Source organism: Clavibacter phaseoli (genome assembly GCF_021922925.1).
GTDB lineage: Bacteria > Actinomycetota > Actinomycetes > Actinomycetales > Microbacteriaceae > Clavibacter > Clavibacter phaseoli.
The window spans coordinates 550,423-570,322 of record NZ_CP040786.1; the positions used below are offsets into that span (position 1 = coordinate 550,423).

19 protein-coding genes are annotated in these 19,900 nt (G+C 72.6%); 3 read left to right on the top strand and 16 right to left on the bottom strand.

The window, feature by feature from the left end; genetic code table 11:
* Positions 1-46: 46 nt before the first annotated feature.
* The 9 genes from FGI33_RS02565 to FGI33_RS02605 form a co-directional block, all read right to left on the bottom strand.
* Complete coding sequence (locus FGI33_RS02565) at positions 47-2,212, bottom strand: S9 family peptidase (protein ID WP_119434476.1); 2,166 nt, start codon at positions 2,210-2,212, stop codon at positions 47-49.
* Between the two features lie 50 nt (positions 2,213-2,262).
* On the bottom strand, positions 2,263-3,732 hold the full coding sequence (locus FGI33_RS02570; RefSeq protein ID WP_119434477.1) for a maltokinase N-terminal cap-like domain-containing protein: 1,470 nt from the start codon (positions 3,730-3,732) through the stop codon (positions 2,263-2,265).
* Positions 3,733-3,735: 3 nt separating this feature from the next.
* Positions 3,736-4,005 (bottom strand): mycoredoxin, encoded by a 270-nt coding sequence (locus tag FGI33_RS02575; protein WP_012038801.1) that lies wholly within the window; start codon positions 4,003-4,005, stop codon positions 3,736-3,738.
* A gap of 113 nt (positions 4,006-4,118) precedes the next feature.
* Positions 4,119-5,405 carry a D-arabinono-1,4-lactone oxidase gene (locus tag FGI33_RS02580; protein ID WP_119434478.1) on the bottom strand — a complete coding sequence of 429 codons (1,287 nt, stop codon included), beginning with the start codon at positions 5,403-5,405 and terminating at the stop codon, positions 4,119-4,121.
* Positions 5,406-5,538: 133 nt separating this feature from the next.
* Positions 5,539-8,592, bottom strand: a complete 3,054-nt coding sequence (locus tag FGI33_RS02585; RefSeq protein WP_237582213.1) for a glycoside hydrolase family 2 TIM barrel-domain containing protein — start codon at positions 8,590-8,592, stop codon at positions 5,539-5,541.
* A 136-nt stretch (positions 8,593-8,728) separates the two neighbouring features.
* A complete protein-coding gene (locus FGI33_RS02590) occupies positions 8,729-9,697 on the bottom strand; it encodes a carbohydrate ABC transporter permease (RefSeq protein WP_119434404.1) in 969 nt (322 codons plus the stop codon).
* Positions 9,694-10,719: a carbohydrate ABC transporter permease gene (locus tag FGI33_RS02595; protein WP_119434403.1), complete on the bottom strand. Its 1,026-nt coding sequence runs from the start codon at positions 10,717-10,719 to the stop codon at positions 9,694-9,696. The genes FGI33_RS02590 and FGI33_RS02595 overlap by 4 nt, the downstream gene beginning before the upstream one ends.
* Positions 10,716-12,071 (bottom strand): ABC transporter substrate-binding protein, encoded by a 1,356-nt coding sequence (locus tag FGI33_RS02600; protein ID WP_119434402.1) that lies wholly within the window; start codon positions 12,069-12,071, stop codon positions 10,716-10,718. The genes FGI33_RS02595 and FGI33_RS02600 overlap by 4 nt, the downstream gene beginning before the upstream one ends.
* A gap of 120 nt (positions 12,072-12,191) precedes the next feature.
* Entirely contained in the window at positions 12,192-12,452 is a 261-nt protein-coding gene (locus tag FGI33_RS02605; RefSeq protein ID WP_119434401.1) for a zinc ribbon domain-containing protein, read from the bottom strand.
* Between the two features lie 182 nt (positions 12,453-12,634).
* Between FGI33_RS02605 and FGI33_RS02610 the strand changes: the two genes are divergently transcribed.
* From FGI33_RS02610 to FGI33_RS02620, 3 genes are read left to right on the top strand one after another with little or no spacing between them, the layout of a single operon-like run.
* Positions 12,635-13,123, top strand: a complete 489-nt coding sequence (locus tag FGI33_RS02610; RefSeq protein ID WP_119434400.1) for an NfeD family protein — start codon at positions 12,635-12,637, stop codon at positions 13,121-13,123.
* A 31-nt stretch (positions 13,124-13,154) separates the two neighbouring features.
* Positions 13,155-14,615: an SPFH domain-containing protein gene (locus FGI33_RS02615; RefSeq protein ID WP_119434399.1), complete on the top strand. Its 1,461-nt coding sequence runs from the start codon at positions 13,155-13,157 to the stop codon at positions 14,613-14,615.
* Positions 14,616-14,664: 49 nt separating this feature from the next.
* On the top strand, positions 14,665-15,870 hold the full coding sequence (locus tag FGI33_RS02620; RefSeq protein WP_237582214.1) for an MFS transporter: 1,206 nt from the start codon (positions 14,665-14,667) through the stop codon (positions 15,868-15,870).
* On the opposite strand, the gene FGI33_RS02625 is transcribed toward FGI33_RS02620, so the two are convergent.
* From FGI33_RS02625 to FGI33_RS02655, 7 genes are all read right to left on the bottom strand, one after another.
* Positions 15,867-16,748: a Rieske (2Fe-2S) protein gene (locus tag FGI33_RS02625; RefSeq protein ID WP_119435685.1), complete on the bottom strand. Its 882-nt coding sequence runs from the start codon at positions 16,746-16,748 to the stop codon at positions 15,867-15,869. The genes FGI33_RS02620 and FGI33_RS02625 overlap by 4 nt on opposite strands.
* 107 nt (positions 16,749-16,855) lie before the next feature.
* Positions 16,856-17,587 (bottom strand): hypothetical protein, encoded by a 732-nt coding sequence (locus FGI33_RS02630; protein WP_237582215.1) that lies wholly within the window; start codon positions 17,585-17,587, stop codon positions 16,856-16,858.
* Between the two features lie 142 nt (positions 17,588-17,729).
* The gene (locus tag FGI33_RS02635; RefSeq protein WP_053774879.1) at positions 17,730-18,626 is read right to left on the bottom strand and encodes a glucose 1-dehydrogenase; all 897 of its coding nucleotides are present in this window, start codon (positions 18,624-18,626) and stop codon (positions 17,730-17,732) included.
* A 44-nt stretch (positions 18,627-18,670) separates the two neighbouring features.
* Entirely contained in the window at positions 18,671-18,967 is a 297-nt protein-coding gene (locus FGI33_RS02640; protein WP_119435536.1) for a hypothetical protein, read from the bottom strand.
* Entirely contained in the window at positions 18,964-19,248 is a 285-nt protein-coding gene (locus FGI33_RS02645) for a hypothetical protein (protein WP_119435535.1), read from the bottom strand. Before FGI33_RS02645 ends, FGI33_RS02640 begins: the two co-directional genes overlap by 4 nt.
* Before the next feature lie 101 nt (positions 19,249-19,349).
* Entirely contained in the window at positions 19,350-19,502 is a 153-nt protein-coding gene (locus FGI33_RS02650; protein ID WP_182478750.1) for a hypothetical protein, read from the bottom strand.
* Between the two features lies 1 nt (position 19,503).
* Positions 19,504-19,815 carry a hypothetical protein gene (locus tag FGI33_RS02655; protein ID WP_237582216.1) on the bottom strand — a complete coding sequence of 104 codons (312 nt, stop codon included), beginning with the start codon at positions 19,813-19,815 and terminating at the stop codon, positions 19,504-19,506.
* Positions 19,816-19,900 lie beyond the last annotated feature (85 nt).

The following is a 19,900-nucleotide window of genomic DNA, read 5'->3' on the forward strand; positions in this document are numbered from 1 at the left end:
GCGTCGCACCTGCCAGGACGGCCGGCGGCGGTGCCGTCGTGGCGCGCTAGGCGAGCCCCGCCACGTCCAGCACCCACGCGTAGTCGAAGGCGCGCTCGCGCCACGCGTCGTAGCGACCCGACTTGCCGCCGTGGCCAGCCTGCATCTCGGTGCGCAGCAGCACGGGCGCCCCGACCTCGCGGAGGCGGGCCGTCCACTTGGCGGGCTCGACGTAGAGCACGCGCGTGTCGTTGAGGCTCGTGACCGCGAGGATCCGCGGGTACTGGACGCCCTCGCGCACGTTCTCGTAGGGCGTGTACGACTTCATGTAGGCGTAGACCTCGGGGTCGTGCAGCGGGTCGCCCCACTCGTCCCACTCGATCACGGTGAGCGGCAGCGACGGGTCTAGGATGCTCGTGAGGGCGTCGACGAACGGCACGCCCGCGAGGATCCCGGCGAAGCGGTCGGGCGCGATGTTCGCGACCGCGCCCATCAGCAGGCCGCCGGCGCTGCGGCCCTCGGCGACGAGCTCCTCCGGGCTCGTCCACCCGCGGGCGATGAGGTGGTCGGCCGCCGCCACGAAGTCGGTGAACGTGTTGCGCTTGGTGAGCGTCTTGCCCTCGTCGTACCAGCGCCGGCCCATCTCGCCGCCGCCGCGCACGTGCGCGATGACGAACGCCATGCCCCGGTCGAGCAGCGACAGCCGGGCGATGGAGAACGACGGGTCGATGCTCGTCTCGTACGAGCCGTAGCCGTACAGCAGGAGCGGCGCGGGCGTGCCCGGGTGCACGAGGCCGCGCTTGTAGACGACCGAGAGCGGGATCTCCGTGCCGTCCTCCGCGGTCGCCCACTCGCGGGTCTGCACGTAGTCGTCGGGGTCGTATCCGCCTCGCACGGGCTGCTGCTTGAGGAGGCGCAGCTCCCGCGTCGCGAGCACGTAGTCGAAGGTGGTCGCCGGGGTCGCGAGGCTCGTGTAGCCGAGGCGCACGGTGGGCTGCGCGAACTCGGGGTTGCTCGCCGTGCCGACCGTGTAGATCGGCTCGTCGAACGCGATCTCGTGCAGCTGCTCGCCGTCGAGGACGCGGTCGAAGGGGATCACGCCGACGCGGGTCAGGCCCTCGCGGCGGTACGAGACGACGAGGTGGTCGGCGAAGGCGCTGGCGTCCTCGAGGCGCACCTCGTCGTCGTGGGGGATGACGACCTGGCGGTCGGTCGCGGAGGTCGGGTCGTCGGCCGGCACGTCGACGAGCTCGAAGTTCGTGGCGCCGTCGTTGTGCAGGATGAGGAGCCGGTCGCTCCCGTCGATGACCGCGTGGTCGACGTCGTACTCCACGCCGTGGCGGCGCGGCCACACGGAGCGGAACTCGCCCGTGGGATCCCCGGCGTCGAGCAGCAGCACCTCGGTCGTGATCTTCGAGCCGACGTACACGGTGAGGTACTGGCGGCTGCGGGTCATGCCGAAGCCGACGAAGTAGCTCTCGTCGGGCTCGGTGAACACCTTCACGTCCTGGGACGCGGGCGTCCCGACGCGGTGGCGCCACACGGTGTCGGGGCGCCAGGCGTCGTCGACCGTCACGTAGAAGAGGTGGTCGCCGTGGGCCGAGAAGGTGGCGCCGTGGCTGGTGCCGGGGATCTCGTCGGCGAGGTCCTCGCCCGTCGCGAGGTCGCGGATCCGGAGCGTGAACCGCTCGTCGCCCTCGACGTCGGTCGAGTACGCGAGCAGCGACCCGTCGGGGCTCACCTCGAACGCGCCGAGCGAGAAGAACTCGTGGCCGTCCGCTTCGGCGTTGGAGTCGAGGAGCACCTGCTCGCCGGGGATCGCGGCGCCGTCGGCGGCGGGCTCGACGGCGGGCGGGGTCCAGTCGTCGGGACCGGCGACGGGACGGCGGCAGCGGATCGCGTACTGCGACCCCTCGACGGTGCGGGCGTAGTACCACCAGTCGCCCTCGCGGACGGGGACGGAGAGGTCGGTCTCCTGCGTGCGGTCCTTGATCTCCGTGAAGATCCGCTCGCGCAGCGGCTCCAGATGGGCCGTCTTCCCCTCGGTGTAGGCGTTCTCGGCCTCGAGGTGCGCGATGACCCGCGCGTCGTCCTTGTCGCGCAGCCACTCGTAGCGGTCCACGAACATGTCGCCGTGGAAGGTGCGCTCGATCGGTCGCTGCTCCGCGACAGGCGGGGTGGAGGGGGAGTCGGATGCGGGGGAGGAGACGGCCGGGACGGCGGGGTCGGTCATCCCGCCAGCCTACCGACGGGGGACGACCGGGCCCCGGCCGTCCCCGGGGATCAGGAGGTGATCGGCCCGGCTTCGCGCGGGCCGGTCGCGCCCGGCGTGGTCGCCGCGCCGAGCGTGCTCGAGCGGGTGGCGAGGCGCGCGACGGCCTGCAGCGGGATCGACAGCCAGCCGGGTCGGTTGCGGACCTCGTAGATCGCCTCGTACACGGCCTTGTCGATCTCGAACGCGTCGAGCAGGGCCCGGTTGGCGCGGAGATCGGTGCCCGAGCGCGCGATGTAGCCGTCGACGAACGCGCGGCGGGCGGCGGACGCCCACGTCGCGGCCGACTTGCCGGGGTGCGCGAGCGCGTAGGAGCCGGCGACGTAGTCGAACGAGCGGAGCATACCGGCGACGTCGCGGAGCGTGACGTCGGGGAGCGAGCGCTCGTGCATCGGCCGGAGCGGCTCGCCCTCGAAGTCGAGGAGGACCCAGCCGCGGTTCGGCACCGAGAGCACCTGGCCGAGGTGGTAGTCGCCGTGGATGCGCTGCAGCTTCGGCCACTCGCCCTTCTCGGCGGCGTCGTACACGCTCGCGATGGCGTCGTGGAAGGCCGCGATCTCGGGGACCTCGCGCTCGGCCGTCGCGTGGCGGCGGCGGAAGCTGACCATGATCCCCTCGATCACGTCGGGCGTCGCCTCGACGGTGGGGAGCGCGGCGGCGAGCGTCGCGTGGACGTCGGCGGTGGCCTCGCCGAGCGCGCGGGCCTCGGCCTGGAAGTCGGCGTCGGCCTCGGCGGCGCGGAGGGCGACGCGCCAGGCGTCGGTCACGCCGGGCAGGAACTCCTGCGCGAAGGCGACGTGCCCGACGGCGCGCCCCTCCTCGCGGCCGGAGTCGCTCCACTCGGCGAGCACGCTGCCCATGGTCTGCGGCACGAGACGGGATCCGGCGCCCGCGATGGCGGACTGGAGCACGACGTCGGGGTTCTCGCCGTGGTGCAGGGCGCGGAACACCTTGACGATCATCGGGTTCACGGCGTGGCCGTCGGCCGAGACCATGTCGTAGATGATCGACGTGTTCGACTGCTCGCCTGAGAGCACGTGGGATCCGACGACCGTCGCGATCTCCACACCCGGCTGGCGCTGCCCGCGCGCGGTCGCGCCGAGCGAGGTCTCGTCGACGTCGGCGTCGCGGTCGTCGAGGATCGTGCGGATGAGCGCCCACGCGTACGCGGGGTCGTGCGGGCCGTCGTAGACGTGCAGCTCGACGCCGTCGTCCTCGACCGTGGTGCCGATGTGGAAGGGCTTCAGCTCCTCCAGCGGCGCCTGCCGGTAGGTGAGCGGCACCTGGTACAGGACGGGCTTCGCGCTGCCGTGGTCGATGATCAGGTGCGTCTCGATGCGGGCGAACCAGCCCTCGTCGCTGAAGCTCCAGCCGCCGATGCGCTCGAGGCGCGGCTCGGTGCCCTTCGAGGCGAACCAGCGCTGCTCGCGCATCCATGCGGCGAGGAAGTCGGGGATGACGCTGAGGTCGTGGTGCTGCATGGCTCAGGCCACCTTCGCGGTCACGTCGGCGAGCGACGGGTTGGTGGCGGACGAGCCGTCGGGGAACAGCACGGTCGGGACGGTCTGGTTGCCGCCGTTGATGGCCTCGACGAGCTCCGCCGTGCCGGGCACCTGCTCGATGTCGACCTCGTCGTAGCCGATGCCCGCTCGATCGAGCTGGGCCTTCAGCCGGCGGCAGTAGCCGCACCAGGTGGTGGAGAACATCGTGATCCGCCCGGGGGCGGGTACGTAGGAGGAGGTCTCGGGCGCCATGCTGCTCACCCTACGCGCCGTTCTCGCCACCGACCCGGGATCCGCGGCGCGCCAGCGCGTGCTCGGCGCGTCGCGGATCACCGGGTGCGGTCCCGGTCAGGGGCGGATGCCGATCAGCCGAGCAGCGAGCGCTCGAACCAGGCGTTGCGGAACTTCCCCGCGGGGTCGAGGCGCTCGGCGAGGGCGAGGAAGTCGCCCGATCGCGGGTAGAGCGGGGTGATGTCCGCCGCCTCGGCGGTGAAGACCTTGCCCCAGTGCGGCCGGGCGCCGAACGGCCGGATGGCCGCCTCGAGCTCGACGAGCAGCGCCTCGACGGCCTCCTGGTCGCGCTTCCACGTGAAGTGCAGGCCGATGGTCGTCTGCCCGAACTGGGGGCTCAGCCAGAGCCGGTCCTCGGCGACGGCGCGCAACTCGCACACGAGGAGGATCGGGCGGATCCGGTCGCCCATGGCGCGGAGCGCCTGCACGGCCTCGACGGCGCGGTCGAGCGGCACGTGGAACTCCGACTGGATCTCCTCGCCGTCGCTCGGCGTGAAGCCCATCTTGAAGTGCGAGAGGCGATCGGACCAGAGGCCGACGACGCCGAGCTGCGACGTGCTGTTGACGGGGTCGATCCCGAGGATCGGGTGGCGCTCCTCGGTGGCGGCGGGCGCCCCGAAGTAGTCGGCCACGACGACCTCGTCCTCGGGCTGGCCGTCGACGTCGAGCTGCACGCGGCTCTTCAGCCACACCTGGTCGGTGGCCTCGCCGAAGCGCGTGAAGACGCTGACGCTGTACGCGCCGCCGAAGACGTCCTCGAGGTTCTCGTCGAACGCGTCCCACGAGAGGCCCTCGAAGACGCGCTGGCGCACGAGGTACGCGGGCTCGACGTCGAGGGTCACGCGCGTGACGACGCCGAGCGCGCCGAGGCCCACCACGACGCCGTCGAAGTCGTCGTCCCCGCGGCGGTACGTGACGGTCTCGCCGTCGGCGGTGATCAGCTCGAGGGCCGCGACGGCGGTGCCGAGGTTGCCGTTGCCGATGCCGGACCCGTGGGTCGCCGTCGCGATGGCGCCGCCGACCGAGATGTGCGGCAGCGACGCGAGGTTGTGGATCGCGAGGCCCTCCTCGCCGAGGAGCTCGGCGAGCTTGCCGTAGGGGAGTCCCGCGGAGAAGGTGGCGGTGCTGGCGTCGCGGTCGATCACGAGGTCGGCCGGCAGCTCGGCGAGCGAGACCAGCACCTCCGAGTCGGCGATGTCGTTGAACGAGTGGCGGGATCCCAGCACGCGGATGCGCGTCGCGTCGCGGACGATGCCCCGCAGCTCCTCGACGCTCGTCGGCGTGCGGACCTCGCCGGCCTTGTACGCGTAGTTGCCGGCCCAGTTGGTGCCCGCGGTGCCCTGCTCGATGGTGTCGGTCATGCGTCCTCCTCGCGCCCGCCATCGGACGCCGTCGTCTCCAGCTTGCTCGCCCTCCGGCCGGAGGGCGAGCGGTGTCGTGCGGTGGATCCGCGGGGGATGCGGCGGCGGGCCGGTGGAGCCCGCCGCCGATCCCTCAGCGGCTCCGGATCGTCAGCTCCAGCGTGCGCGCCGACGGCCAGAGCTGGTGCTCGGGCAGCACGTCGAGGCCGCACGCGCGCGAGCCGAGCCCGTGCTGCGCGGCGTCGATGTAGAGGTGCACCGCCTCGCTGGCGGGCAGCTCGTGCGGGTGCGCCGCGCGGTCCAGCTCCTGCGGCGTGTGCCGCGAGGCCGTGAAGCCGGGGCGGCGGCCCGCGGTGTCGGGCCGGGCCTGGATCACGATGCCGCCCTCGCCGTCGAACGTGCCGAGCTCGAGCTCGCGCAGGTCGCTGCGGTGGCCGGTCTCCTGGGGCATCGAGTACACGGCGCCCAGGTCGTCGACGAGCGACGAGAACCGGCCGACGAGCGCCGCGCGCCGCGAGTCGGGGTACGACTCGAAGGGCCCGGTGCCGAACCACTCCGCGTTGGTGACGCTCGCGGGCAGGTCGAAGCGGATCCCGACGCGCGGCCACGTGATGGCCCACCCGGCGCTCGGCACGATGTCGACGCGCAGGCCCAGGTCGCCGTCGGCGCCCTCGGTCCAGCAGTAGGTCGTGTCGACCGAGTCGAAGGACTGCGCCGCGCTCGTGCGCACGACGACCGTGAGCGAGCCGGAGCCGACCTTCACCGAGCGGACCCGGTGGGTGAGCCGGTCGAGGCCCGCCCCGCGCCAGCGCGCCTCGCTCGACGGCCCGGGCACGCCCTTGCCGAAGGTGAGGCGCGGATCCGCGAGCTCGTAGGAGCCGCTGCTGTCGCTGCGGTCGTTGTCGGTGGGGGCACGCCACAGCTCCAGGCGCGGGCCGTCGACCTCGAGCGAGCCGAGGCGCACGAGGCGCCCGGTGGCGAGGTCGAACTCGCCGTCGCCGAGGGTGAGGCGCGCGGCGCCCGCGTCGGGGAGCGCGTCCTCGTCGGCGTCGACCCAGCGCGCGGGCACGGCCGGACGGGGCGCGGGCGTGAGGTCGAACTGCTGCACGGCGATCACGTGGCCGGCCTCGGCCCACGGCGCGTCGTCGCGGAGGATCGCCTGCACCGTCAGCCAGACCTCGGCGCCGTCGGTCGCGATCCCGCCCGCGTCGAGCGCGTCGGCGGGCAGCGGGATCCGCGCGGTGCCGCCGGCCGCCACGGCCTCGGCGTCGAGGACGCCGGTCGCCACGTCGTCGCCGTCGACCGCGAGCACCCAGACGAGGCTCGCGTGCGCAGTGGAGATCGAGTGGTAGCGGTTCTCGACCACGAGGGACGCGGATCCGCCGTCGCGCTCGAGCGCGAACGCGGCGGGCTGCACGACGGCCTTGTACTCGGCGAGGCCGGGCGTGGGGGTGTCGTCGGGCAGGACCATGCCGTCCATCACGAAGTTCGCGTCGTGCACGACCTCGCCGAAGTCGCCGCCGTAGGCGTAGAAGGCCTCGCCGTCCGCCGTCTCGGTGAGGATGCCGTGGTCGCGCCACTCCCACACGAAGCCGCCGTGCAGGCGCGGGTAGCGGAGCACGAGGTCCTCGTACTCGCCGATCTGGCCGGGGCCGTTGCCCATGGCGTGCACGTACTCGCACAGGATGAAGGGCTTGGTGCGCTGGCGCATGCCCTCGCCGGGCGTGCAGCCGAGGAGGTCGCCCGGGATCACGTCGCTGCCGATGGACTCCGTCTCCTGCAGGTTCGAGTACATGCGCGAGTAGACGTCGGTGTACTCGCCCGTGTAGTCGCCCTCGTAGTGCACGGGGCGGCCCGGGTCGCGGCGGTGGACCCACGCCGACATGGCGGCGAGGTTGCGTCCGGTGCCCGACTCGTTGCCGAGCGACCACATGACGATGGAGGGGTGGTTCTTGTCGCGCTCGATCGTGCGCTCGATGCGGTCGAGGTAGGCGTCGGCGAAGCGCGGGTCGTCGCTCGGGTTGCCGACCCAGCCGCCGAACTCGAAGCCGTGCGTCTCGAGGTCGCACTCGTCGATGACCCAGAAGCCGAGCTCGTCGGCGAGGTCCAGCACGCGGGGGTGCGGCGGGTAGTGGCTGGTGCGGATCGCGTTGACGTTGTGCTGCTTCATGAGCAGCATGTCGGCGCGCGCGTGCTCCTCGTCGAAGACGCGGCCGCGCTCGGGGTGGGCCTCGTGCCGGTTGACGCCGTGGAAGACCACGCGGCGGCCGTTGACGAGGAACCGGTCGCCCTCGATGCGCACGGTGCGGAAGCCGAGGCGGATGGAGAGCGCCTCGACGTTGGTGCGGAGGAAGCCCTGGTACTGCGTGGGGCTCTCGGCGCTCCACGGCTCGACGCGGTCCACGTGCACGGGCGCGATGTCGGCCGGCGTGTCCCACGTGACGTGGATGCCGAGGCCATCCACCTCGAACGTGACGGGGAACGCGCTCGGCTCGGCGTCGACCTCGACGTGCACCGTGCCGGCGCCGGTCTCGTGGTCGTACTCGGCGCGGGTCCACGCGTCGTCGATGCCGCCCTCGGGGCGGCCGAGGAGGGTGACGTCGCGGAAGATGCCGGGCATCCACCACTGGTCCTGGTCCTCGAGGTAGCTGGCGATCGACCACTGGTGCACGCGCACGGCGAGCACGTTGGACCCGGGGCGGAGCGACGCCGTGACGTCGAACTCGTGCGAGAGGCGGGACCCCATGGCGGTGCCGACCTCGTCGCCGTTCAGCCACACCTTGAACGCCGACTCGACGCCCTCGAAGCGGAGCACGACGCGCTCGAGCGACTGCCAGTCGGTCGGAACGTCGATCTCGACGCGGTAGTCGCCCGTGGGGTTCTCGTCCGGCACGAAGGGCGGCTCGACGGGGAACGGGTACTGCACGTTCGTGTAGGCGGGGAGGCCGAAGCGGCCGTCCTGGCCGAGCACCCAGTGGCTCGGCACGGGGATCTCGTCCCAGCCGGAGTCGTCGAACGCCGGGTCGGCCATCTCGTCGGAGAGGCCGCGGGGGGTGGGGGAGAGACGGAACCGCCAGTCGCCGTTGAGCACGATGCGGGGGGCATCCGAGTGCAGGCAGGACCGGGGGCGGCGGGAGGCGCCCGAGGTGGGGGCGAAGTCCTCGAAGTAGGGGAGGGCGTGCGTCATGTGCTTCCTTGCGCGTGGGCGGGTGCGGCGACGTGCCGCGATCCCATCATCGTGGGTCGGGGGGCGACGCGCCGAATGCGCGGACGGCCGGGCAGGTCGCCCCGCCCGGCCGTCCGCGATCGATCGCGGGGAGTGATCAGCCCTTGACGGCTCCATCCGTCAGGCCGCCCCGCCAGAACTTCTGCAGCACGATCATCGCCGCGATGAGCGGGATGATCGAGACGAGCACGCCGCCCGTCGTCAGCTGGTAGAACTCGGGCAGCCGGTCGACCTGGCTCCGCCAGTTGTTGAGGCCGAGCGTGATCGGGTACAGCTTGTCGTCGGCCAGCATGATCAGCGGCAGGAAGTAGTTGTTCCAGATGCCGACGAGCTGGAAGAGGAACACCGTCACGAGCGCGGGCGTCATGGAGCGCAGCGCGAGCGTGTGGAAGATGCGCAGCTCGCTCGCCCCGTCGATCCGGCCCGACTCGATCACCGCGTCCTCCACCGACGCCTGCGCGTAGATCCGGCACAGGAACAGGCCGAACGGCGAGACGAGCGACGGGATGAGCACCGACCAGTACGTGTTCGCGATCCCCATGGTGCTGAACAGCAGGAACAGCGGCAGGGCGGTCGCCGTCCCGGGCACGAGCACGCCGCCGAGGATGGTGCCGAACACGATGTTCGATCCCCGGAACCTGTACTTGGCGAGCGCGTACCCGCCGGCGGCCGCGAAGTACGTCGCGATGAGCGCGCCCACCCCGGCGTAGAGCACCGAGTTCAGGAACCAGCGCACGAAGATGCCGTCGTTGTAGGTGAACACCATCGTGAGGTTCTGCCAGAGGTTCATGTTCGCGAACAGGAACCCGTTGGTGCTGAACAGGTCGGCCGTCGTCTTCGTGGCGGCGACCACGATGTAGTAGACGGGGACGAGGAAGTAGAGCGCGACGATCGCGAGGATCGCCGTGACGATGATCCGGGTGGCGGGCTTCGTGCCCGCTCCCGGCGTGCTCCCGGCCTTGGACGGCCGGCTCACCTTCGCCTCGGCGGCCTGCGCGGCGCGCTTCTGCTCCGCCTTGTCCGCGGCGGACTCGGCGGTGGTCGGTCGGACCTCTGTGGCGGTCATGCGCGCGCCCCCTTCTTCCTCGCTGCGGCGGCTTCCCGCTCCTCCTTGGGCTTCCTGTTGGTGATCGCGAGGAAGACGAACGACAGGACGAACGCGGCGAGGGCGATGATGACCGCCTGGGCCGCGGCGACGCCGTAGTCGTTGTACGCGAACGCCGTGGTGTACGCCGACAGGTTCGGCGTGTACTGCGAGTCGATCGCGGGGGCCGAGGTGGCGAGCACCTGCGGCTCCGCGAACAGCTGCAGCGTCCCGATGATCGAGAACACGGTCGCGAGCACGAGCGCCGGCCGGATCAGCGGCAGCTGGATCGAGAACGCCGTGCGCCACGCGCCCGCGCCGTCGATGCGGGCGGCCTCGTAGACGTCCCCGGGGATCGACTTCAGCTGGGCGATGATGATGAGCATGTTGTAGCCCGTGTAGGTCCAGGTCACGATGTTCGCGATGGACCACAGCACGGTGCCGGCGCCCAGGAAGTCGAGCTGGATCCCGAACATCTCGCCGATGTCGATGATGGGCGACAGGCCGGGGATGTAGAGGAAGCCCCAGAGGATCGTCGCGATGACGCCCGGCACGCCGTACGGCATGAAGTACGCCGCCCGGAAGAACTGCGGCCACTTGGCCGACGCCGACTCGAGCAGGAGCGCGAGGATCGTGCAGAGGATGATCATCACCGGCACCTGCACGACGCCGAACAGCAGCACCCGGCCGATGGACGCCGTGAAGGCGTCGTTCGCGAGCGCGAGCGCGTAGTTCTCGAACCCGGCGAACACGGTGGTGACGCCCTGCTCGCCGAACAGGCCCTCCCGCCGCACGGTCGTGAACGACTGGAACACCGCGTAGATGATCGGGAGGACGAAGGTCAGCAGGAAGACCGCGAGGAACGGCGCGAGCATGACCCACGGCGCGATCGTCTGCGACCTGTTCAGCTGCCCCCTGCGGACGCCGGAGCGCTCCCCGCGGGCGGGGCGGGTCGCGGCGCGCTCGCCGCGGTGCTGGCCCGTCGGACGCGTGTCGACGCTCATGCGGATGCCGCCTCGACGCGCAGGCCCTTGTTGCGGAAGGCCTCGATCACGGCCTCCTGCGCGAGGGGAAGGGACTCGACGAGGGTCTGGCCGCTCGTGAGCTTGCGGCGGAACTCGTCCTGCAGGGTGTTGAGCGTGAACTGCGTGAGCGGGCACCAGGTCCAGTCGAGGTTCTGCTCCTTCGCCGCGGGGACGAAGACCTCCTCGTTGTAGCTCTGGCCGCTGAAGAACTCGCTCGGCTGCTCCCGGGGCGCGCCGATGTAGTCGGGAGACGGCGACCAGCCGATGCCGGAGTTCTGGATCATCGCGTCGATGCCCTCGGGCGAGGTCGTCATCCAGGTCATGAACTTGAGCGCCTCCACGGGGTGCTTGCTGTTCGCGAGCACGGCCGCGGTGGATCCGCCGAGGTAGCTGGATCCGTACGCCCCGTCGAACGACCACGTCTGCATGGGCGCGACGCGCCACTTGCCCTCGCCGCCGGAGACCGACTGGATGAGGGCGTCGCCCCAGCTCGCGCTCGTGCAGCCGAAGATCTTCGCGTCGGCGGCCGCCGCGTACCAGGGCGGCGAGTACGCCGTGAAGCTCGTGTTGACCACGTCGTCGTCGATGGCCTTGTCGAAGAACGCGGCGACCTCCATGGTGCGGTCGTCGACCATGTCGACCACCCAGCGCTCGCCGTCGACCTTGAACCAGTTCGCGCCGGCCTGCGTCGCGTACGAGGTGAAGACGCTGGCGTCGGAGACGGGGAAGCAGTCGAGGTAGTTGCCGGCACCGGTCTTGCGGACCTCGGCGCTGATCGCCGCCCAGTCGTCCCACGTCGCGGGCGGCTGGCCGCCCACCTGGTCGAGGAGCGCGGGCTGGTAGTAGAAGGCCATGGGGCCGGAGTCCTGCGGGATCCCGAACACGCCGTCCTGGAAGCTGACCTGCTTCCACAGCGCCTCGTCGTACTTGTCGCGGTACTCTTCCACGCCGTAGCGGGTGAGGTCGACGAGCCCGTTGGCGAGGAGGAACTCGGGCAGCTGCCGGAGCTCGACCTGCCCGATGTCGGGGCCGCCGCCTGCCGTGATGGCCGAGTACATCTTCTGGTAGCCGCCCGCGTTGCCGCCGGGGATCCAGACGGCCTCGACCTGGATGTCGGGGTTCTGCGCGTTCCAGACGTCCGCGACCTTCTGCAGGTCCTTCAGCCACGCCCAGTACGTGAGCGTGACCTTCTCGCCGGCCGCGGCCGCCGGGATGACCGGATCCGAGTTGACCAGCCTCCCGCCCGGCGCCGAGCACGACGCGAGGGCCAGCGTGCCCGCGGCGGCGGCCCCCACCCCCAGTGCCTGTCTCCTGCTGATCGAATGCGTCATCGCATCCCCTCCCGTCGTCGTTGATGGCAGATGGGCCGGAGCCCACGATCACTCTAAGCGCGCGACGAAACTTATTCCTAACCCCTGGTCGGGATTCCTGGGAGACCCACGGGAGCCGGCTCAGCGCCGGGCGCCCCGGTTCCGCACGGCCCACTCGAGGGCGTGCATCGCCTGGTCCTTCGTGAGGCGCGTCTCGAGTCCGCAGTGCGGGCAGACCACGCGGTAGGTCGAGCGCAGCGGGATGAGCGGCACGAAGAAGACCGTGAAGCGGAGGGTGCGGTGGAGCACGCGCTGGGCGCCCGTCACGCCGCAGCGGAGGCACGCGAAGGTCACGATGACGACGAGCGCGTCGCGGGCACGGGTGCCGAACAGGAGGATCACCTCCCGAGGCTACGCGCGGCACGCGGAGCATAGGCCGTGGGGCGGCCCCCGGACGAGGAGGCGACGCTGGGCGGATCACCCGGTACGTTCGAGGGACACGCATCCAGCAGATCGGCCCCCATGACCCCGCACCACGTCGGCGCGCACGTCACCACGGCGACGGCCTGCCCGGGGGGATCCGCGTGATCGTCTTCGTGATCGTGGGGGCCGTCGGCCTCCTGCTCCTCCTCTCCAGCATCGTGCTCGGCGACCTGCTCGACGCCATCGGCGGCGGCGACGGGCTCGTGTCCGGCGTCGCGCTCGGCGCGGCCCTCGCCATCTACGGCGTCGGCGGCGTGCTCGCGGACCAGGCCGGCATCGGATCCGGCGGGGCCATCGCGATCGCCGTCGCCCTCGCGCTCGTGGCGCTCGTGGTCGTGCAGCTCACCGTCCGCTTCGTCGCGAAGCAGGAGAGCGGCGGCTCGTACTCGCCCGTCGGGATGGTCGGCGTCGTCACGTCGCCCACCTCGCCCACGGGCGGCGAGGTGCGGCTCGAGCACATCCGCGAGCTGGAGCGGCGGCTCGCCATGAGCGAGGCCCCGCTCGCCGTCGGCACCCGCATCCGCGTCGTCTCGGAGGACGGGTTCCGCGTGCACGTGGAGCCCGACGCCGACGGCGCCCCCACCACCTAGCAGCACCCGTCCCAACGAGAGGAACCATCCCGTGGACCTGATATCCGGCGGCACGACAGCCATCGCCGTCATCGTCGTCATCGTCATCCTGGTGGCGCTGGTGGCGTTCATCGCCTCCCGCGTCCGCCGCGTCCCGCCGAACCAGGCGCTCGTCATCGTCGGCCGCAACGCCGAGCGGAGCGAGGGCGGCGCCGGCTTCTCCAGCCCGCAGAAGGTCATCATCGGCGGCCGGACCTTCATCTGGCCGATCTTCCAGGAGGGCTTCACGCTCTCCCTGGAGCAGTACCAGACGAGCGTCACGGCCGAGGCGCGCGACGCGAACTTCATCAACACCGCGGTCGTCGCGACCGTCAACTTCAAGGTGACGGGCACCGAGGACGGCGTGCGCCGCGCCGTGCAGCGCTACCTCCTCCAGCAGGACGCCCTGCCGGAGATCGTGCGGCAGTCGCTCGAGGGCGCGATCCGCGGCCTCATCGGCGACCGTCCCGTCGACGAGCTCGTCAAGAGCTTCTCGGTCGTGGCGCAGGAGGCCGTGAACCAGACCAAGAACGACCTCGCGGAGCTCGGCCTCCAGATCGAGACGCTCAACGTCCGCGAGATCACGACGCCCGGCAGCTCGTACCTCGACGACCGGGCCCGCTCGAACGCCGCGCGCGCTCGTCAGGTCGCCGAGGTCGCGGAGGCCGAGAACAAGCGGATCTCCGCGCTCGCCGCGATCGAGAACGACCAGCAGACCGCCGAGCGCCAGCTCGAGCTCGACCTGCGTCGCGCGGCCATCAAGGCCGACACCGACCGCGCCAACGCCACCGCGTACGCGGCGGGCGAGCTCGCCAAGGCCGAGCAGGACCGCCTGGTCGCCGACCAGGAGCGCACCGCCGTGGCCGCGCAGGCCGAGGTCTCGAAGGAGCGCCTGCGCATCGACGTCGAGCTCCCCGCCGAGGCGCGCAAGTACGCCACCGTCCAGGACGCGCAGGCGGCCCGCGACGCCGAGAAGGCGAAGGTCGACGTGGAGGTCTACCAGCGCACGCAGAACGCCGAGGCGGCGAAGACCGCGGCCGTGAACGAGGCCGCGTCCATCACCGCGCTCGGGAAGGCGAACGCCGACGCGATCCAGGCCCGCGGCCAGGCGGAGGCCGAGGCGGCCGCCGCGCTCGCCGAGGCGCAGAACAAGCTGTCGCGCGAGGCGCTGCAGGCGCGCATCATCGCGTCGATGCCGGAGATCGCGCGCGAGATGGCGGCGCCGCTCGCCAACGTCGACAACATGACGATCATCTCGGCGGACGGCGCGAACGCGCTCAACCGCTCGGTGGCCGAGAACATGGCGACGCTGCCGAAGCTGCTCAAGGACACCACGGGCATCGACGTCGCCACGGCGCTGAGCTCCTTCCTGGGCTCGACCGCCGCGGGGGCGTCCGCCGGTGGGACCGCGTCCGGCGCGACCGCCACGGACGTGGGCCCCGCGACGGCCGCGTCCGAGGGCGCCGGGATCTGATCCCGGTGCCGCGGCTCCCCGGGGCGCCCTCCGCCCCGGGGAGCACGGCGTGAGATCCCCGAGCCCGTTCCGGGCGCTGTGGGGCGCGAACGCGCTCTCCAACCTCGCGGACGGGCTCGTCTTCGTCACCATGCCGCTCGTCGCGGCGGGCCTCACCGACGACCCGCGCGGCGTCGCCGGTCTCGCGACCACGTACGCGCTCGTGCGGCTGCTGGTCGCGCTGCCGGTGGGCGTGTACGTCGACCGGCTCGACCGGCCGACGCTGATCGTCGTCGCGAACGCGCTCCGCGGCGTCGCCGTGCTGGGGCTCGCGGTGTCGATCCAGTCCGGCATCGCGTCGCTCGCGGTGCTCTACGCGGTGATGGCCGTGGTCGGCGTGCTCGAGAGCGCCGCCGACGGGGCAGCCGTCGCCGTGCTGCCGTCGATCGTGCCGCGGGACCGGCTCGACCGGGCGAATGCGCGCATCACGGGCACGCAGCTCGTCGCGGACGAGTTCGTCGGGCCGCCGCTCGGCGGGATCCTGTTCGCGCTGGCCGCCGCCGTGCCCGTGTACGCGACCGGCGGGCTGTGGGTCGCGGCCGGTGCGGTGGCGCTCGCGCTGCCGCGGCGGGTGGATCCGGCGGCTTCCCTCCCGGGGCGGCGCCCGTCCGTCTTCCGCGAGGCCGCCGCGGGCGTCCGCTGGCTCGCCGGGCACCGCGTCGTCGGATCCCTCGCGCTCATCGGCGGGCTGGCCAGCGTCGGCTACATGCTGCCGTTCTCCGTGCTCGTGCTGTTCGCGCGCGACCGGCTCGGGCTGGATGCGGCCGGCTACGGCGTGCTGCTCGCGGCCAGCGCGCTCGGCGGCCTGGCCGGATCCGCGATCGCCGCGCCGCTCCGCGCCCGCCTCGGCTCCCGCGGGACCATCACGGCGGCCCTCGCGCTGGGCGCCGCCAGCCTCGCGGGCCTCGCCGTGACGCGGGACCCGATCGTCGCCGGGATCCTGCTCGCGCTCTACATCCTGCACGCCGTGGTCTGGAGCATCTGCGCGACGTCGCTCCGGCAGCGGCTCGTGCCCGCGGAGCTGCTCGGGCGCGTGGGCGCGGCGGGCCGGGTGGTCAGCCTGCTCGGCCTCGCGGCGGGATCCGCGCTGGGCGGCGTGCTCGCGACGTCCGGCATCGCGCTGCCGACCGTCGCGGGTGCGGTCGTCTTCGCGGGGTGCGCGGTGCTCGCGGTGGTGACGCTGCGCGGATCCGTCGACCGGGATCCCACGGCCTAGCCCGCGTTCGGCAGCCGCACCTCCACGAGCCCGCCCGTGACGCGCGTCTCGAAGCGCGGCTGCGGCGCGGTCGCCGGGCCGTGGATCACGGCGCCGGTCTTCAGGCTGAACACGCTGTCGTGCCACGGGCACGTGACGCACGCCTCGCCCGTCTTCGGGTCGGTGCCGAGCTCGCCCTCGTGGAGCGGCGCGGAGAGGTGGCTGCACACGTCGCCCAGGGCGTCGACCGTCATGCCGTTGCGGCGCACGAGGAGAGGCAGGCCCGCGACGTCGCGCGATGCCAGGCGACCGTCGGGCAGCTCGTCGAGGTGGCCGAGCTCCTGCCAGCCCGCGGGGAAGCGGTGCGGCACGTCCTCGGCGTGGTTGGCGCCCGCCGCCTGGCGGTAGGCGAGGTGGCCGCCGAGGAACCCGCCCGCGGAGACGAGGCCGAGGCCGGCGAGGCCGAGGACCTTGCCGCTGGTGTGCTTGCCGCGGGCGCGCTGGATCCAGGAGAGGCCGTAGAGGCCCGTCGCGAGCGCGTTCGCGGCCGAGTGCACGATGCCGACGCGCATCTGCTGCTCGTGCAGCTGCGACCAGTCGGCGTAGCCGGAGACGATGGAGGGCGCCGCGCTGAGGATCCCGACGCCCACGAGGGCACGACTGGCCTCCTCGTTGCCGGGCAGGAGGTCGAGGACCGCGGAGGAGAGCCAGGCACCGGTCGGGACCAGGACGGCGACCGGGTGCAGCGGGTGGCCGAACGGCACGCCGTGCAGCAGGTCGGCCAGCGCGCGTGGCTTGAGCAGCGCCGTGACGACGCCCTTCACCTTGTCGACGACCGGATCCAGCACCTGCGCGTCCTCGATCCGCGTGATGGACGCGACGAGCTTCAGCTCCCTCATGGGGTCTCCTGCCGATTCCGGCGCCGCCGTCGGCGCGCTGACTCCAGGCAACGCCCGACCGCGAGCAGTGACAAGGGCACGGTCGGCGACGTGGGCGCGGGCGCCCGTCAGGCGTCGGGATCGCGCGCGACGTGCCGCGAGGCGACCGGGCGGCCCGCGCGGGCGATCCGGTAGCCCGGGGCACGGAGGCGGCGGGTCCAGGCGTAGGTGGTGTCGCCCGGCGGGGCGGCGAGCACGGGATCGGCGCGCGCGGCGGTGTCGAGCGGCCCCGCGGCGTCGTGCGTCAGCTCGATGCGGGCGGCGACGTGCCAGGATCCGCGCGGCGTCGCGTGCAGGAGCCGCAGGCGCAGGGGCCGCTCGGCGAGCGACCGGCCGAGGTCGGCGGGGGATCCGGGGAGGCGCGGCTCCCGGTCGGCGACGAGGCCCAGCAGCACCGGCCCGGCGGATCCGCGGTACGGCATGAGCGTCGACAGGGCCGCGCCCGAGATCGATCGGCGCGGTGCGAGCAGGAAGCGGCCCGCCGGGGAGAGCCCGGTGGACGCGAGCACCACGTCGACGGTCGTGCCGCCGCCGTCCGGGATCCGCAGCGCGATCCCGAGCACGTCGGGCAGCGCCGCCGGCAGCCCCACGGAGCGCGAGAGGCGCGCGTCGACCGCGAGCGGCGCGTCGAGCCCGTCGAGCCATGCGAGCCCGGACGGCACGCGACCGGCGACGGGCGTCAGCGTCCCCGTGAGGGCGACACCGTGCGGGTGGAGAGGTCGCGGGTGCTGCAGGAGGCGGACGGCGGCGACGATCCCCGCGAGCGCGGATCCGGCGGCGCGGGCGGGGAGGGCGGTCATCTCCCGACCCTAGGCCGGTCCGCGGGACGCGTCCCGGCGGCCGCGACGACGCGCGGGCCGGACGCGACGGTGCCCGGGCCGACCTGCGGGTCGACCCGGGCGTCGCGCGGTGCGGTGGTGCGATGCGCCGGGGCGCGGTCCGCTACGGCGTCGGCATGCCGCCGTTGACGTTGAGCGTCTCGCCGATGACGTAGCTCGACTCGTTCGAGGCGAGGAACACGTAGGCGGGCGCGAGCTCGGCGGGCTGGCCGGCGCGGCCGAGCGGGGTTTGCTCGCCGAACTCGGGCAGCGCGTCCTCGGGCTGGCCGCCCGCGGTCTGCAGCGGGGTCCAGATCGGGCCGGGCGCGACGACGTTCACGCGGATGCCCTTGGGCGCCAGCTGGCCGGCGAGCCCCTTCGAGAACGCGTTGATCGAGGCCTTGGTCGTCGCGTAGTGCACGAGGTTCGGCGACGGCGCGTAGGCCTGGATCGACGACGTGTTGATGATCGACGAGCCGGGCTTGAGGTGCGGCAGCGCGGCCTTCGTGATCCAGAACATCGCGTAGACGTTGGTCTTGAAGGTCAGGTCGAACTCCTCGTCCGAGATGTCCTCGAGCGCGTCGACGTTCTGCTGCTTGCCCGCGTTGTTGACGACGATGTCGAGGCCGCCGAGGCCCTCGACCGCCTTCGCGACGAGCTCGCGGCTGAACTCCGCCGTGGCGATGTCGCCGGGGATGGCGACGGCCTTGCGACCGGCCTCCTCGATGAGGGCGACGACCTTCTTCGCGTCCTCCTCCTCCTCGGGGAGGTAGGAGAGCGCGACGTCCGCGCCCTCGCGGGCGTAGGCGATGGCGACGGCCGCGCCGATGCCGGAGTCGGCGCCGGTGACGAGGGCCTTGCGTCCCTCGAGGCGGTTCGATCCGCGGTACGTCTTCTCGCCGCGGTCCGCGGTGTCGTCGAGCGCGGAGTCGAGGCCGGGGCCGTCCTGCTGCTGCGCGCTGGGCTGGATGTCCGCGTACATCTTCGTCGGGTCCTGGAACGTGTACTGGTCGGTGCTCATGTGTCTCCTGGTGCTGTGGTCTGCGTGCGGGAAGGGGGGATGGATCAGCTGGGCGGGGTGTCGTCCAGGTCGATGTCCTGGCCGGCGAGCTCGTTGTCGGCGAGGACGGGCTCGGCCTCGCCGTCGACGCCCAGGACGTCGGCGGTGGGCTCGGCGTCGGCGCCCATGACGGCGTCGTCGTCGGGCTCCTCGACGGGCTCGTCGGTGTCCGGGAGGACGGTCTCGCCGGCGACCGCGTCGTTCACGACGGTGTCGTTCGCGAGGGCCTCGGTGTCGAGGGCGGTGTCGTCGCCGGTGGAGTCGTCAGCGGGGGTGGCGGAGGTGGCATCGGTCACGGTCACTCACCCGCCTCGGGCTTGGGGTGGCCGGGGATCGAGTCGCCGCTGAGGTTGAGCTCGTCGGGATCCACGTCGATCTCACCGACGTCGTCGGGTCCGCCCGAGCCGGGGAGCACCTGCACGTCGTCCGCGGCGGCGGGGACGTCGTCGGAGACGCCCTCGGTCTCGACGATCTGCTCGCTCTGCTTCACCTGCGTGTCGTCCTCGCTCTGCGAGATGAAGTCCTTGTCCTGCCGGGTGTCTGAGGTGTCCGCGGGCTGGAGGCGCGGGTCGTCGGTGTCCATGCGTTCGACGCTACGCTCGGCCCCGAGAGCTGTGTGGTGGCGCTCAGGCAACGCTCATGTGTCGTGTCCGGAACGCGTCGTCGCCGCGCGCCGGGAGCGGATCACTGGTCGTCGGGGCCCTCGCCGAACGGGTCGGGCGCGTCCTCGCGGGCGTCCTCCTCCGCGGCCTCCGCGCGCTCGGCGACCGAGTCGGCGTCGATGGGAGCTGGCTCGGCGAGCGGGTGACGCGGGGCGCCTCCTGCGGGATCCGTCACGTCAGCGGCCCTCGGGGTCGACGTGGCCGGACGCGTCGTCGGCCGGCGCGCTCATGTGCGAGTCGGCGGCGGTGACGGCCCGGTTGTCGGGGACCTCGGGGTAGTCGGCGGTCGCGGGATCCGCGTCCTCGACCTCCAGGGTGTCCTCCTCCGCGTGCCCGTAGCCGGTGCCGTCCGGTTCGCGGACCGCGTCACCGACTCCGGCGGGGGAGTCGCCGTCGCCGACCACGTCGTCCACGGTCACCAGCCCGTCGGGATCGCCGGGGCCGCGCCCGGTGCGGATGCCGTCGGTGGGGTCGTCTGCGTCGCTCATGCCCCCACCCTACGAGCGGGACGACGACGTGACCTCCGTGCCCGCGCCCCCGAAACGGGGTCGCGACAGCGCCTCGCGGAGGTTC